Source organism: Pseudobacteroides sp. (assembly GCF_036567765.1).
In the GTDB taxonomy this organism is placed as follows: Bacteria; Bacillota; Clostridia; order Acetivibrionales; family DSM-2933; genus Pseudobacteroides.
The window spans coordinates 33,229-48,643 of record NZ_DATCTU010000034.1; the positions used below are offsets into that span (position 1 = coordinate 33,229).

The 15,415-nt window shown below is 36.8% G+C and carries 14 protein-coding genes; 7 read left to right on the top strand and 7 right to left on the bottom strand.

The window, feature by feature from the left end; all coding sequences use genetic code 11:
* The first annotated feature begins 33 nt into the window (after positions 1–33).
* From VIO64_RS06370 to VIO64_RS06380, 3 genes are all read left to right on the top strand, one after another.
* Positions 34–327 carry a metalloregulator ArsR/SmtB family transcription factor gene (locus VIO64_RS06370; RefSeq protein ID WP_331916315.1) on the top strand — a complete coding sequence of 98 codons (294 nt, stop codon included), beginning with the start codon at positions 34–36 and terminating at the stop codon, positions 325–327.
* Between the two features lie 42 nt (positions 328–369).
* Positions 370–1,053: a deoxyribose-phosphate aldolase gene (gene deoC / locus VIO64_RS06375; protein ID WP_331916317.1), complete on the top strand. Its 684-nt coding sequence runs from the start codon at positions 370–372 to the stop codon at positions 1,051–1,053.
* 100 nt (positions 1,054–1,153) lie between these two features.
* A complete protein-coding gene (locus VIO64_RS06380) occupies positions 1,154–2,041 on the top strand; it encodes a GerMN domain-containing protein (RefSeq protein ID WP_331916319.1) in 888 nt (295 codons plus the stop codon).
* An 85-nt stretch (positions 2,042–2,126) separates the two neighbouring features.
* On the opposite strand, the gene aat is transcribed toward VIO64_RS06380, so the two are convergent.
* From aat to dapF, 6 genes are all read right to left on the bottom strand, one after another.
* Positions 2,127–2,798, bottom strand: a complete 672-nt coding sequence (gene aat / locus VIO64_RS06385; protein ID WP_331916321.1) for a leucyl/phenylalanyl-tRNA--protein transferase — start codon at positions 2,796–2,798, stop codon at positions 2,127–2,129.
* Between the two features lie 11 nt (positions 2,799–2,809).
* Positions 2,810–5,068, bottom strand: coding sequence for an ATP-dependent Clp protease ATP-binding subunit ClpA (clpA, locus tag VIO64_RS06390; protein WP_331916323.1), 2,259 nt, complete (start codon positions 5,066–5,068; stop codon positions 2,810–2,812).
* 36 nt (positions 5,069–5,104) lie between these two features.
* Positions 5,105–5,404 (bottom strand): ATP-dependent Clp protease adaptor ClpS, encoded by a 300-nt coding sequence (locus VIO64_RS06395; protein ID WP_331916325.1) that lies wholly within the window; start codon positions 5,402–5,404, stop codon positions 5,105–5,107.
* Between the two features lie 64 nt (positions 5,405–5,468).
* Positions 5,469–6,410 carry a metal-dependent hydrolase gene (locus VIO64_RS06400; protein WP_331916327.1) on the bottom strand — a complete coding sequence of 314 codons (942 nt, stop codon included), beginning with the start codon at positions 6,408–6,410 and terminating at the stop codon, positions 5,469–5,471.
* 201 nt (positions 6,411–6,611) lie between these two features.
* Positions 6,612–7,847, bottom strand: coding sequence for an LL-diaminopimelate aminotransferase (locus VIO64_RS06405; RefSeq protein ID WP_331916329.1), 1,236 nt, complete (start codon positions 7,845–7,847; stop codon positions 6,612–6,614).
* A gap of 60 nt (positions 7,848–7,907) precedes the next feature.
* Complete coding sequence (gene dapF, locus VIO64_RS06410) at positions 7,908–8,741, bottom strand: diaminopimelate epimerase (protein ID WP_331916331.1); 834 nt, start codon at positions 8,739–8,741, stop codon at positions 7,908–7,910.
* A gap of 253 nt (positions 8,742–8,994) precedes the next feature.
* Between dapF and corA the strand changes: the two genes are divergently transcribed.
* The 3 genes from corA (at position 8,995) to lon (ending at position 13,468) form a co-directional block, all read left to right on the top strand.
* Complete coding sequence (gene corA, locus VIO64_RS06415; RefSeq protein ID WP_331916333.1) at positions 8,995–10,059, top strand: magnesium/cobalt transporter CorA; 1,065 nt, start codon at positions 8,995–8,997, stop codon at positions 10,057–10,059.
* 13 nt (positions 10,060–10,072) lie between these two features.
* Positions 10,073–10,708 (top strand): class II aldolase/adducin family protein, encoded by a 636-nt coding sequence (locus tag VIO64_RS06420; RefSeq protein WP_331916335.1) that lies wholly within the window; start codon positions 10,073–10,075, stop codon positions 10,706–10,708.
* Positions 10,709–11,020: 312 nt separating this feature from the next.
* Complete coding sequence (gene lon / locus VIO64_RS06425; RefSeq protein WP_331916337.1) at positions 11,021–13,468, top strand: endopeptidase La; 2,448 nt, start codon at positions 11,021–11,023, stop codon at positions 13,466–13,468.
* A gap of 86 nt (positions 13,469–13,554) precedes the next feature.
* Here the strand turns inward: lon and VIO64_RS06430 are convergent, their stop codons facing one another.
* On the bottom strand, positions 13,555–14,085 hold the full coding sequence (locus VIO64_RS06430; protein ID WP_331916339.1) for a DUF6648 family protein: 531 nt from the start codon (positions 14,083–14,085) through the stop codon (positions 13,555–13,557).
* Positions 14,086–14,513: 428 nt separating this feature from the next.
* On the opposite strand from VIO64_RS06430, the gene VIO64_RS06435 reads away from it, so the two are divergent.
* Positions 14,514–15,415, top strand: a 902-nt coding sequence (locus VIO64_RS06435) for a hypothetical protein (protein WP_331916341.1), incomplete at its 3' end; no start/stop codon positions are given.

Consider the following 15,415-nt stretch of genomic DNA (forward strand, 5'->3'; position numbering starts at 1 on the left):
TTGGAATATAATTTCTAAACGGAGGTTAGAGTTGTGGAAGATGTAAAAAAGTATGAAGAAAAAGCTGAAAAGTTAAAAGTAATTTCTCATCCACAGAGGTTATGCATAGTAAAGGGATTGATCGGAAATGACTGCAACGTTACCAAGATTCAGGAATGCCTCGGTTTACCGCAATCCACTGTTTCACAGCACATAGCTAAATTGAGAACGGCTGGTATAATTGAAGGTAAAAGAAACGGTCTTGAAATTTGTTATAAAGTTGTTGATAAAGAAATAGTTGATATTATTAATGTTCTATTTAACCCCGCTGGAAATATATGTGATTAGTTATATTGATATAATGTTTGGTGTTTATTGGGAGGTTTGATTTTGGATAAAAATATAATAGCCAAGATGATTGATCATGCAGTTTTGAAGCCTGATGCAGCAGATTTGGACGTTGAGAGGGAATGCCAAATTGCATTGAGGCTTGATATAGCTTCTGTTTGTGTGAAGCCTTGCCATGTAAAGCTTGCTTACAGCATTCTGAAAGACTCCGATGTAATGGTCAGTACTGTTATTGGTTTTCCACATGGTGGCACTACGACGGCATGCAAGGTGGCAGAAGCCTGTGAAGCCATAGAAAATGGGGCTTCTGAGCTTGATATGGTTATAAATATAGGCAAGCTCCTGTCTGGAGATTATACCTATGTGAAAAATGATATAGAGGCAGTAGCAAAGGCTGCACATTCGAAAAACGCAGCTCTGAAGGTAATTATTGAAACAGCCTTACTGGATGATGAAAGAAAGAGAATTTCCAGCAGGCTTTCAGAAGAAGCCGGGGCTGATTTTGTAAAAACATCTACTGGTTTTAACGGCAGTGGTGCAGATCCCGATGACATCGTTCTTATAAAAAACTCAGTATCATCCAATATGAAAATTAAAGCTTCAGGTGGAATAAAGACATTGGATCAAGCCGTCAGGTTTATTGAATTAGGCTGCAAGAGGCTTGGCACAAGTTCTACAGAGCAGATATTGACAGGAAAACATAAAGAAGATAAAAGCTCCTACTAATATGTTTAATGATACATTATAAATATTTTATTCAATGAATATCACAAGAATGGACGGCATAGAAATATTCTATAAAGAATAATTTGTGAGGTGCCGGACAGTGCGAAAAACGTTTAGTATCATCATATGCTGTTTATTATTAGTATCAATGTTTACCGGGTGTGGTATTCTACAGAAGTTTGGAATTGGAGAAAATGAGTCTGAGGAGCTGCAGCCTGCAAGTAGCATCGTTATGGGAGAAGAAGAGGCACGATTGCTTTCGGATAAAGTGCCTATTCATCTGTATTTTGCCAACGAGGACGGTTCCAAGCTTAAACTGGAAGTAAGATATATTCCTGTTAGTGAAGCAAAAAAAAGTGTGAATAATCTGGCTGGTATTGTGGTTAACGAGCTTATTAAAGGACCCACCAAGAAAGGGCTAAAGGCTACTATACCGGAAGGTACAAAATTGGTGAAAAACAGTGTACCTATAAAAGACGGTGTAGCTACGGTGAATTTTTCAAAGGATTTTGTTGATAAGCATCCCGGCGGTAAGGATGCAGAAAGAATTACTATTTACTCTATAGTTAATTCACTTACAGACATAAAAGCCATTCAAGAGGTAAAGTTCTTAATAAATGGAAAAGTATGCGAGACATACAAAGGTAACTTTAAATTTGATGCTGCCTTCCCTAGAAATTTGTCAATTATAAGCAATGAGGTTGCTTTGCCCAGTCCGGGGGCCACAGAAAATGCAAGCGGCTTGAGCAAAACAGAGCCTGAGAAAGGCAATACTGCAGATAATGAAACTGTAAGCAAAGACAATGAATATAAAGACAACAAGGACAAAGACAATACAAGTAAGAATAACTCAGATAAAGATAATATTAAGAAAGACGACACTTCTAAAAAATCCGATTCCGGCATTGATATGGAAGAAACAGATCAAAGTGTTACAGGCAGTATGTCAAATATAACTGTGGATTCCGATGGAACGATTTTAGAATAGATATAACAAAATCCATAATTTACAAGACATAATAAAAGGCTGATGCAAAATATGCTTATCAACATTCTGCATCGGCCTTTATAGATCAAGATTCGCTTAGGTAGCTCCAACTGCCTGTTCTGATAGGGGCTTTAAGTCCCTGGTCAAGCAGTTCCAAAAACTCAGCTCTCGTTATATTAACTGCACCAAGGGATTCCAAGTGCTCTGAGTATACCTGACAATCAATTAAAGAAAAATCATTCTTTTCAATCAGCTTTATAAAGGCTGCTTTAGATGCATTATCCATAACTGAGAACATAGACTCACCGAAAAAGCAGCTTCCCATCGATAACCCGTATAGTCCTCCTACAAGCTTATCACCATACCATGTTTCAACAGAATGAGCGATACCGAGCTTGTGAAGCTTACAGTAGCTTTCTATCATATCATTGTCGATCCAGGTATCGTCCTTGCGTGTATAGCCGCAATTTGTAATGACATCTCTAAAACATGTATCGAAGGTGATCTTATAATACTCCTTTTTAAGGAACTTTCTCATGGACTTAGATATCCTCAAATCCTTAGGGAAAAGTACAAAACGTGGATCGGGAGACCACCACAATACAGGCTTTTCCGAATACCATGGGAATATGCCGTTTTCGTACGCAAGGCAAAGCCTTTCACATGACAAATCTCCTCCCACTGCCAACAAACCGTCTTCGTTTGATAATGAAGGGTGTGGGAATACTAGTTTATTTGTTAGTCGGTAAACTGGCATTTAAGATCTCCTTAGGTTTCACTGAACGTGATAAATACTTCATCATTTTTTACATCTATTATGGCGGTTCCGCCACTACTGAGCTTTCCAAAAAGCACTTCGTCAACCAGCAAAGTTTTCACCTTTTCCTGAACCACCCTTAGTATTTCCCTTGCACCGTAAATGGATGAAAGGCCTTTATTGGAAAGCCATTTATAGCATTCTTCGGTTACACTAAGGGTTATTTTTTTAGATTCCAGTTTTGCTTCAAAATCACGTATTGCCTTTCTTGCAATTAAGGCAGCCATTTCTTCATTGATATGGTTAAACACAACTACTTCATCAAGCCTGTTTCTGAATTCAGGTAAGAAAGTGCGTTCAACCTCTTTGGTAATGGAGCTTTTATCAACCTGCTTTTTGTCAAATCCGATCAATGCCTTGCCAACTTCCCTTGCTCCTGCATTTGAAGTCATTATTATAATAACATTTCTAAAATCGGCTTTCTTTCCGGTGTTGTCGGTTAAGGTAGCGTAATCCATGATTTGTAGGAGTACGTTATAAATGTCAGGATGTGCTTTTTCTATCTCATCAAGAAGCAGCACACAGTAAGGTGTTTTTCTTATGGAGTCGGTCAAAAGGCCGCCTTCTTCATAGCCTACATACCCAGGAGGTGCACCAATCAGCCTTGCCACAGTATGCTTTTCCTGGTACTCACTCATGTCGAACCGGATAAGAGGTATACCCATGGAGTTAGCAAGCTGCCTGGATATCTCTGTTTTACCTACACCGGTAGGACCAACAAAAAGAAGGGAGGCTACAGGTTTTTCACCCTCAAGAAAGCCTGCTCTGGACATTTTTATTGCCCTTACAATGGTTTCTATTGCATGATCCTGACCGTATATATTTGATTTAAGGTTTGATTCCAAGTCCTTAAGCTTGGATATTTCATTACCTGAAATGTTTTGCTCAGGTATTTTGGCGATCTGAGAAAGTGTTCTCTCAATATCCTTGCCTGTAATTAATATTTCTTCGGCCTCATCACCGTTTAGCCTTGCATAAGCCCCCGATTCGTCAATAAGATCAATTGCCTTGTCAGGAAGGTGCCTGTCATTCATATATTTTGCAGACAGCTCTGCGGCAAGGGTTATAGCTTCATCGGTATATCTGACCCTGTGATAACCCTCATATTTTTCTTTTAATCCATTTAGGATAAGCTTTGTTTCTTCAATGGAAGGTTCAGGAATCTCAATTTTTTGAAACCTTCTTGATAAAGCCCTGTCCTTATCAAAATACTTTTTATATTCCTCATAGGTTGTGGAGCCAATAAACCTCATTTTCCCAGAAGTAAGAAAGGGCTTTAATATGTTTGAGGCATCCATTGAGCCTGAAACAGATCCTGCTCCGACAACATTATGAATTTCGTCAATGTAGACTATGGCGTTGCCTTGTTCTTCTATTTCCTTCAAAACCTTTTTTAATCTTTCTTCAAAGTCTCCCCTGTATTTAGTACCTGCAAGCAGTGAGCCCATATCAATAGAGTAGATATTGCTGCCCGTAAGAACTTTTGGAACATCTCCATTATTTATCATACTGGCAAGACCTTCTGTAATGGCTGTTTTACCTACACCAGGGTCACCAACATGAACAGGGTTGTTTTTTATCCTTCTTGACAGCACCTGAACGGTCCTCTGGATGATGTCTTTTCTGCCAATAAGAGGATCAATGTCACCGTTCCGGGCTTTTTCTATCAGATTGACAGCGTACTTTTCAAGAAATTTTTGTTTTATGGGCGTTTCGCTCACTTCTGAATATTCCGTTTCCTCATCAGACTCATCAAGTATTTCCTCATCCTCGTATTCTTCATCTGCATCTGATTCACCATGTGATATATACCTTAGCACATTCAGTCTGGTAACTCCGTTTTTTTCGAGAATATAACGTGAAAAGGACTCTTCCAGATCTAAAATAGAGGCATAAATATCGCCTATTTTAATAAGATCCTTGCCGGAGGATACCATGTGGAACGCTGCATTATTGATAACAGAGTTAACACCATCAGAGGCAATAGGTTCAGCATTATCGATCATATCCATGTTGTCTTTAAAAAACTTGTCAAGGTCGCTTTTTATTCCATCGATATTTCCCCCGCAGTTTTGGATAATATCCTTTCCCTCATCAAAAAAAAGTGAAGAATAAAGTATATGCTCAGGAGTAAAATACTCGTGGTTTCTAAATTTTGCTTCATTATATGCCGCATAAATAATTTTATCGGCTATGTTGTCCAGGTTCATTTTAACCTCCTATTATCTGGATACTATAAATCCTAACTACTCTCTTTCCATTATAGATTTTAGCGGATAACCCGATTCTGCCGCCATTCTTTCAACCTGATTTATCTTGGTCAATGCAATATCATAGGTATATAATCCGACAATGCCTTTACCCTTTTTGTGGACATCAAGCATTATCAATGTAGCTTCCGTAATACTTTTATGGAAGACAACCATTAAGACATTTATAACAAACTCCATTGTAGTATAGTCATCATTCAAAAGGATAACTCGATACATGTTGGGTTCTTTTATTAAGTTTTTAATATCTTCTTTTGATATTACTTTATCAGACATAAAAACATCACCTTTTTATTTCACTTGTTATTATAATTATGCAATATACCATTTTTTGTTCGTGTCAAGGCTGAGGCAGCTCCGGTATATTGTGCTCTTTGTTCATTGTATAGGGCTTAAATGATGATTTAACTATTGAATTTCCCTTATCTATTTCAAGTACCCCATGATGGTAGAAGTTATTTCTGAAATAATATCTCAAATCAGTAAACGTATAACGTTTTATATCTCCATCCGATTCGGCCGATACATGAAAAACAGGCGTAAAATCCATAAAAAACTTGCCTAATGTGGAATTTAGGGCACTCTTTATTTTATTATAATGAAGTTTAGGGAATTTTTCTATAATGTTTATTTTTCCATTTAATATATTCTTTTCACCTACAAGTATAAACTTATCATCCTCCAGCACGAAATGCCATCTGAATATGGCAAGCATTGAAGGTATGATCGCCGAAATTTTCATAGACGTATAAGCTTTTTTCAATTCTGTTTTTATCAATAATTTATATATCAATCTCAGGAGTACATACAATCCTAATACCAGTATTGATATTATACCTGTTCTGCTGTTACCGAAAATATACCCGAGAAGGAAAAGTATTACCAAGGGGTCAATTATTACTATAAGGTTCAAGGCCATCTTTCTTTTATAAAAAGGCCATAGAAATTTTGCACCATAGGAGTTGAGTATATCTGAAATGGTGTGGGACAGGCATCCTGCCATTGTACATAGGAAAACACCAAAAAAGTTTGAGCCTGGATACAGTAGTTTCAGAGCAATAGAAATAATAATGGATGATATTAGGAGTCCTATTATTGAATGGGTGGCTGCTCTGTGGTTTTTCAAGTAGACATAATTTCCCCATTTCTTTAATACAATGTCTATATCGGGAAAAATGGAGCCAACTACCAGTCCGATGTTTTCAGGAGTAGAAAAATTAATACCGTAACCCGCTGCTTTTGATAATGCAGTACCGATGACAGCGTGTGAAAATGGATCCATTACATTACCTCCATAATGTGTGTTGTTTTGATTAAGTGAATAGTCATATTTAATCTATAAATTATATCGGCATAACCTTTGGATAATGACAGTTATAAATAACTAACGCCAATAAACTTTTAATATATCATAATACATATAAGTGACTTGAATCAAGCTTCAAGTCACTTATATGTTAGGAGTTTATTAAATTCACAGGTCTTATATTTTAAGTCTTGACTTAAACCTTTCAATTGCTTTTTCAGTGTTTTCCTTGCTGCCGAAGGCTGTAAGCCTGAAATATCCCTGACCGCTAGGACCAAAACCAACTCCTGGGGTTCCTACGATATTTGCTTCAGTGAGGAGTTTATCAAAGAAAGACCATGAATCCATACCGTTTGGAGTCTTAAGCCATATATATGGTGCGTTGACACCGCCAAACACTTCCAAGCCTACTGACTTGATGCCTTCTCTTATTATTGCTGCATTGGTCATGTAATAATCGATTAAAGCCTTGATTTGCTTCTGACCTTCCGGAGTATAAACTGCTGCGGCTCCTTTTTGGATAATATAGGGGACACCGTTAAACTTTGTAGTCTGCCTTCTGTTCCATAGTTTGTTTAGTTGTATTGCTTCGCCGTCCTTGGTGTATGCCAAAACTTCTTTTGGTACCACTGTATAAGCACATCTTGTGCCAGTAAAACCTGCATTTTTTGAAAAGCTGCGAAATTCGATAGCTACTTCCTTTGCACCATCAATCTCGTAAATGCTGTGAGGTATGTCAGACTCCTGAATATAAGCTTCATAAGCACCGTCGTAGAGAATTATAGCCTTATTTGCTTTTGCATAATCAACCCATTTCTTCAATTCGCTCTTTGGAATTGTCATACCTGTTGGGTTGTTGGGGAAGCATAAATATATAATATCTACTTTGTTCTTAGGCAGCTCAGGTATGAATTTGTTTTCTGATGTACAAGGTATATAGGTGATCCTGTCGTATTTTCCGTCTGGTCCAAGTATGCCTGCTCTTCCAGCCATAACATTGCTATCAACGTAAACAGGATAAACGGGATCTGTAACGGCGATTATATTATCTAATCCGAATATTTCCTGGATATTACCGGTGTCACACTTTGAGCCGTCGCTTATAAATACCTCGTCGTTATCCAATTTGATGCCCCTAGGAGTATAATCGTACTCAATTACCTTTTGTATGAGAAAATCATAACCCTGCTCAGGGCCATAACCCTTAAACGTTTTTTCATCTGCCATTTCATCAACAGACTTATGAAGACTATCTATTATTGCAGGGGGTAGTGCTCTTGTAACATCCCCTATTCCTAAGCGGATAACATCCGCGTCGGGATTATCATTTTTAAATTTGGCTACTCTTCTGCCTATTTCTGCAAATAAGTAACTTCCAGGTAGTTTTAAATAATTTTCGTTTACTAAAGCCATAACTATCTCCTTCCGATCATTTCAATTGTAATATAATTGATTATTAATTATTAAAAAATATTATATTTCTACTTCACCGTCAAATACTTTAGTGGCAGGACCTGTCATATAAACATGATTATCATCTTCATTCCATTCAATGATCAAATCGCCGCCAAGTAGCTGTATAACAGCCTTTCTCTCGCACAATCCATTAAGGCAGGAAGCAACAAGAACAGCACAAGCACCTGTTCCGCAAGCCAGGGTTTCACCGGCACCCCTTTCCCAAACACGCATTTTTAGTGTGTTTCTGTCAATAACCTGAACAAATTCTGCATTAACCTTTTTTGGGAATATATCAAGTGTTTCCATTTTAGGTCCCACTGTCTCCAAGGGGAAGTTTGCAACATCATCTACATATGTTACCGCATGAGGATTTCCCATTGATACACATGTTATATTATATGTATCGGAGCCTATGTGTACCGGTTGGGATATAACCATATCATTGCTGATTTTAACGGGTATTTTTTCAGGTGATAATATGGGCTCGCCCATGTCAACCTTTACAAGGGATACTTTATTATCTGTTACCTGCATATGGAGGATTTTTATGCCGGCAAGTGTTTCGATTGATATAGTAGTTTTATCAGTCAATTTGTTATCATACACAAATTTCCCAACACACCTTATGGCATTACCGCACATTTCGGACTCTGAACCGTCCGAATTAAACATTCTCATAGTAAAATCTGCTTTCTGGGAAGGTAATATCAAAACCAGACCGTCGGAACCAATACCGAAGTGCCTGTCGCTCAGCTTTTTCGAAACTTCCGATGGATTATCGATAGCCTGATCCAAACAGTTGACATAAATATAATCATTACCAATACCATGCATTTTTGTAAACTTCATACTATACCTCCGAGTCGTTATATTTATGAATTATATATATTTTCAAATATTTTTGACTTAAGCTCTAATATTTGCCTCATAAGTACCTATATTATAGCATAGACACTGAAAATAGCAAAAGAAATTTGAATTTAAATTAAGGTTATAAAAGGTTATTTACTGAACAAACTATACAGATCTTTGGTGATTATGGTGTTGAAGTGTAAAATAATATGGTATACTATATCAAAGTTTTATAAAACAGGGTGATGCCATGCCAAAGAAAATAAGGAAGATATCCCAGAAAGTCGGGCTACCGCCTGGGACACTTGTGCATACAGGTGAGATAAGAAATCAATTTCCAACTGTTACTGTTGTAGATTATGACGATAAGAATTTTTCAGTAGAAAATTCCCTAGTCATAAAAGATGCTCTTTGTATGAAGAATCATGCTAAATACAGGTGGATTAATTTGGACGGTATTCATGACACCAATATTATAAACAGCATAGGAAGTTTTTACGGTATTCATCCGCTTGTCCTTGAGGATATCCAGAATACAGGGCAAAGACCTAAAGTGGAAGAGTATGACGGATACTTGTATATTGTAATCAGGATGATATATTATGATAATAAATTAAGCGAGATTACAACAGAGCAGGTTAGCATCATATTAGGCCGGGATTATTTGCTTACATTTCAGGAAAACAAGGATAATTTCTTTATACCTCTTGTAGACAGAATAGCAAAAGGTATCAGCAATATCAGAAAAATGGGAATGGATTATCTATTGTATGCGATAATGGATCTAATTGTAGACAGCTATTTTTTGGTTCTTGAAAAGACAGGGGAAGAGATTGAATTGTCAGAGGATTCGATGGTGGCGACACCTGGACAGGAGATGCTCAGAAAAGTACATGGTTTAAAAAGGGAAATGTTGTATATGCACAAGGCTGTCTGGCCGCTGCGGGAAGTCGTTGGAGGGCTCCAAAGACGGGAGTGTCATTTGATATCAGATACAACCAGCATTTACCTTAGGGATGTGTATGATCACATTATCCAGATGATGGATACAATTGAAACGTATAGAGATATATTATCAGGTATCGTTGATTTATATCTGTCGGTTGCAAGTAATAAAATGAATGAGGTTATGAAGTTTTTAACAGTATTTTCTGTTCTTTTTATGCCTCTAACATTTATTGCCGGTGTATATGGAATGAACTTTGAAAACATGCCGGAACTCAAATTTAAATACGGCTATTTTTTAGTTTTGGCAGCAATGTCCATATGTTTTGTGAGCATGATTTTGTTTTTTAGAAAGAAAAAATGGTTATAGGGGGCACATTGAGATGCTAGAGCAGGTTAAAACACAATTAATTGAGGTTACAAGAATGGCATACGATAAGGGTATGGTGAATACATATGAAGGGAACATCTCCATCAGAAACGGTAATTATATCTGCATAACGCCTAGTTGCTTTCCCAAATGTCTTTTAAGTGAAGAGACCATACCTGTAATAGACCTTGACGGAAATGTTATTGAAGGAAGTTTAAAGCCTTCTTCAGAATGGAAACTCCATACTTTATCCTACATTGAAAGATCTGATGTCAATGGAATTATTCATTCTCATTCGCCTTATACCACTGCTTATGCCGTAGCAAATAAGCCGATTGAGACTAAGGCATATCCGGAAATGATTGTTCTTTTTGACAGAATACCTCTCGCTGCTTATGGGACTCAGTCAACCGATGCCATATTTACAGGGGTAGGGGAATATATAAAAGACTATGATGTTATTCTCCTTGCAAATCATGGAGTTTTGTCGCTGGGTAAGGATGTATATAATGCATTTTATAAGCTGGAGGCAGCTGAAAGTACTGCCAGGGTTCTTATATTGTCGGAAATACTTGGAGGAGGAAAGGCATTGCCTGAGGAAAAACTTGATGAACTTTACAAAATCAGAAAAAGGAATTCTAAAGTGTGAGAACTTTATATCCTAAAATTTAGATATAATTAATTAGTTTATTATGACGATAATACTATATATAAATTAATCATTCCATTGATTCCAGATTAAGATAATTGAAATAAAATGTTTAAAAGTTTATAATAGTAGCAATGTCTTATAAATATTTTATTCTGTTTCTTTTATTCGCAGTATGAGCTTAAAACATTTTTGTTTAATTAAATTGTTTCAGTAAATATAAAATTGAACCATTCAAGATTATGTAATCTGGAGTAATAGTAGTAGTGGAAATATGCACCGTTTAAATTTTGGTAAGCGGAGGGGTGTCGAATGTACGAATCAAAGAAAGTAATAAAGAAGCATGTTTTGCCCTTATTGCCATTGAGAGGTCTTACGGTATTTCCGTATATGATTTTGCATTTTGATGTGGGTAGGGTAAAATCAATTAAAGCATTAGAAGAAGCAATGATTAACAATCAACTTATATTTCTGGTCACACAAAAAGAAGCAAAAAATGATTCTCCAGGCGAAGAAGATGTTTATAATGTAGGGACAATATCCAAAGTAAAACAGCTGCTAAAGCTTCCGGGAGATACAATCAGAGTTCTGGTGGAGGGTGTAAGCAGGGCTGAAATAAACGAATTTACCCAGAACGAGCCGTTTTTTGCGGCAGAAGTAGTTGAACAGATATATATGGATGATGAACAGCAAAGTGTTGAGATTGAGGCTTTAAAAAGAAGGGTTTTATCAGCATTTGAGGATTATGTGGGTTTAAGTAACAAGATATCTCCCGAGACGGTGCTATCAATTACAACAATTGAAGATCCGGGACAGTTATCCGATATGGTTGCGTCCAATATATTTTTAAAGGTTGAGCAAAAGCAGGAGATTTTAAACGAGTTTGACCCAAAAATAAGATTGGAAAAAATCCTGGAAATTCTTTTAAAGGAAATGGAAATTCTTGAGATTGAGAAGAATATAAATACCAAAGTTCGCAAGCAGATAGACAAGATGCAGAAGGAATACTATCTGAGAGAGCAGTTAAAAGCTATTCAGAGCGAGCTCGGTGATAAGGAAGGCGTAACAGGCGAGGTTGAAGAATATAAGGAAAAGCTCAAAAAGGCAGAATTCCCTGAGGAAGTCGAAAAAAAGGTCCTTAAGGAGTTAGATCGTCTTTTAAAGATGCAGTCAGGTTCTGCTGAGGGTTCTGTAATAAGAACATATCTGGATTGGGTTTTTGATTTGCCTTGGAATAAAGAGACAGAGGAAATAATTGATTTGAAAAAGGCTGAAGAAATACTTGATGAAGATCACTACGGCCTTGAAAAGGTAAAGGAAAGAATAATTGAATATTTAGCTGTAAGAAAGCTTAAGAACAACCTGAAGGGGCCGATACTTTGTCTGGTTGGTCCTCCAGGGGTTGGTAAAACTTCTATTGCAAAGTCCATCGCACGTGCACTTAACAGGAATTATGTTAGGATGTCTCTAGGCGGTGTCAAGGATGAGGCGGAGATCAGAGGGCACAGACGTACTTATGTTGGTGCAATGCCCGGCAGAATTATTGCTTCACTGAAGCAAGCCGGTACAAAAAACCCATTGATATTGCTTGATGAAATAGACAAGATGAGCAGTGATTTCAGGGGAGACCCTGCTTCTGCTATGCTTGAGGTATTGGACGGTGAGCAGAATTTTACCTTCCGCGACCATTATTTGGAGCTGCCATTTGATCTGTCAAACGTAATGTTTTTGACTACAGCAAACAGTCTTGAGACTATTCCGAGACCATTGCTGGACAGAATGGAAGTTATTCAGATTTCCAGTTACACTGAAGAGGAAAAGGTAAACATTGCTTTAAAATATTTAATACCTAAGCAGGTTGAAGCCCATGGACTGGATAAAAAGAGCATCGATATAGATGAAAAAACCGCAAGAGATGTTATAAATTATTACACCAGAGAAGCAGGTGTAAGAAATCTTGAAAGGGAATTTGCAAATCTTTGCAGGAAAGCTGCAAGGACTATTGTTTCATCAAGAAGCAAGACCGTTAAGATAACCTCCGAAAAGCTTGAAAAATATCTGGGAGCTAAGAAATTCAGGTATGACAAGGCAAATGAGAAGGATGAAACAGGTATAGCGACTGGCCTGGCTTGGACGCCTGTGGGAGGGGATACTTTATCCATTGAGGTTTCATTGATGGATGGAAGTGGAAAGCTTGAACTCACAGGACACCTTGGAGATATTATGAAGGAATCGGCTAGAGCTGCTATGAGTTTTATAAGATCAAAAGCGGACCAACTGCATATAGACAAGAATTTTTACAATAAATTCGATATTCATATACATGTGCCGGAGGGAGCTATTCCAAAGGATGGACCTTCAGCCGGAATTACTTTGGCTACAGCTATGATATCCGCATTGACGGGGCTGCCTGTAAAGAAGAATGTTGCAATGACTGGTGAAATAACCTTAAGAGGAAGAGTACTCCCTATAGGAGGACTCAAGGAAAAGGTTCTCGCTGCCCACAGGGCTGGAATAAATACAGTTATTGTACCTATGGATAATAAAAAGGATATTGATGATATCCCTGATAATGTAAGAAAGAAGATAAAATTTGTGCTGGCATCGGAAATGGAAACAGTTATAAATACAGCTCTCGCCAAAACTAACTTCAAAAGATTGAAGAATAAAATGGCGGAAAAGATATCCGATGAGATTATTGCAGAGGACCAAGCGGCAGTTACCAGCATGGAAAAGGGTATTATCAATATAGAACAGTAAAATAAAAATGTAAGGTATAAAATAAAGCCATTACTCGTAAAGATATTCAACTCAATATCATGAGAAATGGCTTTTTATTTTTATAATCAGTACCTCTGGTTAATATAATCATCTACAAGAGACGTTCTGACCTCGTTTATAAACACGCTTTCTCTTATCAGAATGTTTAGCAGGGTTTCGTTTTTTGAATGCAAAATGAGGCTTTCATGGTCCTTTAAAACTATCTCAAAAAGTTTTCTTTTCAAAGCAGGGGATTTAACTCTTACATAATAAGCCTCCACTCCTTGAAAATCCAGTAGCTCCAAAAGTTTTAACGTAACATGGTCTTTTTTGGAGTAAAAATAATTAGCCTGCTCGAAAAAATCGCTTCGTGCCCCGTGTTTTGAATTGAGCTCATGAGCACGCTTTTGATAGTACTTGGCAAGGACATTGTAATACTGATAATTAAATATGGCCTTTTTGACATTATCCAGCTTTTTGAAAGGGACAAGATCCGTAGAGTTAATGTAAGCATAGTTTGCTTCAATAAATTCATCCTTCGTCATATCACCCTTTGTGTACTGTTCAATCAAGCTTTGTCTGTGTATGAGAAATTTATCAAATTTGCTTAAAATCATATATAACCTGCTTTCAATGAAAAATGTCTAATTTTGCTATAAGTTTTATGAGAATTTTGTCCGAAAATATAATAAAATAAAAAATTTTGCTTGTAAAAATGTTAATATTATATTAATTTATATATATATAAATGTAAAGCGGTAAAGATTATAATTCATTGGTGATTTTTATAAGCTACTCGATTTATATAAAGAGTGATTTATCTTGTACACTTTAATTTATTTCATTTCATGGGGATATTATTATTGTCAGTTTCCAGGAAAGTTTATAATTGAAATATAATAAACGTTCCTGTTAGAGTATCAAATGGTCTTACTTAGGCATAATCAAAAACGACTTCCGTTATAAATTTCGCTTTCGTGTTGACTTAACTTGTCAACACACGCTTAAACGTGTAAGAAACTATAAAATTTGTAAGGGGGCTTTTATGTACCAGTATTTTGTAGTTACGATAACATTGGCTGTTATATCATCAATTTTGTTTGCACAGTTTCTAGATAGGAAATGCATTTCAAAAAAGCACAAGGTTATGGCAGTTGCACTATGTACTATATCGGTCGCCCTATTAAGCAGTCTCTTTCCGGTGATTTCAGGGCTAGTTATGAACATAACTAGCAGAATTAATGAAATACTACATATTAGTTTGTGGACAGGCTTTTCATTTACCGTTATATTTATTGTTTACCTAGGAGGTATTTTAATAATTTCTGTATATTTATCAACTATAGTAATCGCAGCGAATGAAGAAGAGGGTGAAGTTAAGACTGCATCACTCTTGGCACTGATAAACAAGTTGTTTCCCAGGAGGGTTGGCATGGTTTTAAAGCCTGCTATAAATGAGTCTTCGCCATTAGAAAACAATTGTGTAAGCAATTACCATGCCGCTGTTTTGCAAGGGCCACTTGAGGTTGAACAAAATATATTGCAAAAACCTGTTGACAGTGAGAAAAATATTGATACAATTGGTATAGGTGCTAATGATATTAATGGGGAAGCTTTTGACATTTCTCAAGAGATATCATTGAAAGAAGATATGAGTCTAGAGTATCTTATAGAAGAGGATTTCTTCATTGAGAGCGAGCTACCTGAAGTTGAGGAAGTAATAAATATTGAAGAAGAAATCAGCATAGAGGAAGTAGTAGAAGCAATAGAGTCGGATATTGAAGTAAGCGAAATAGAAATTGAAGAAGAGCCAATAGAGGCTGCATCCGAAGAGGAAATACAAGAGCCTGAAGTTGAGGAAGTAATAAATATTGAAAAAGAAATTAGCGTAGAGGAAGTAGTAGAAGCAATAGAGTCGGATATTGAAGTAAGCGAAATAGAAATTGA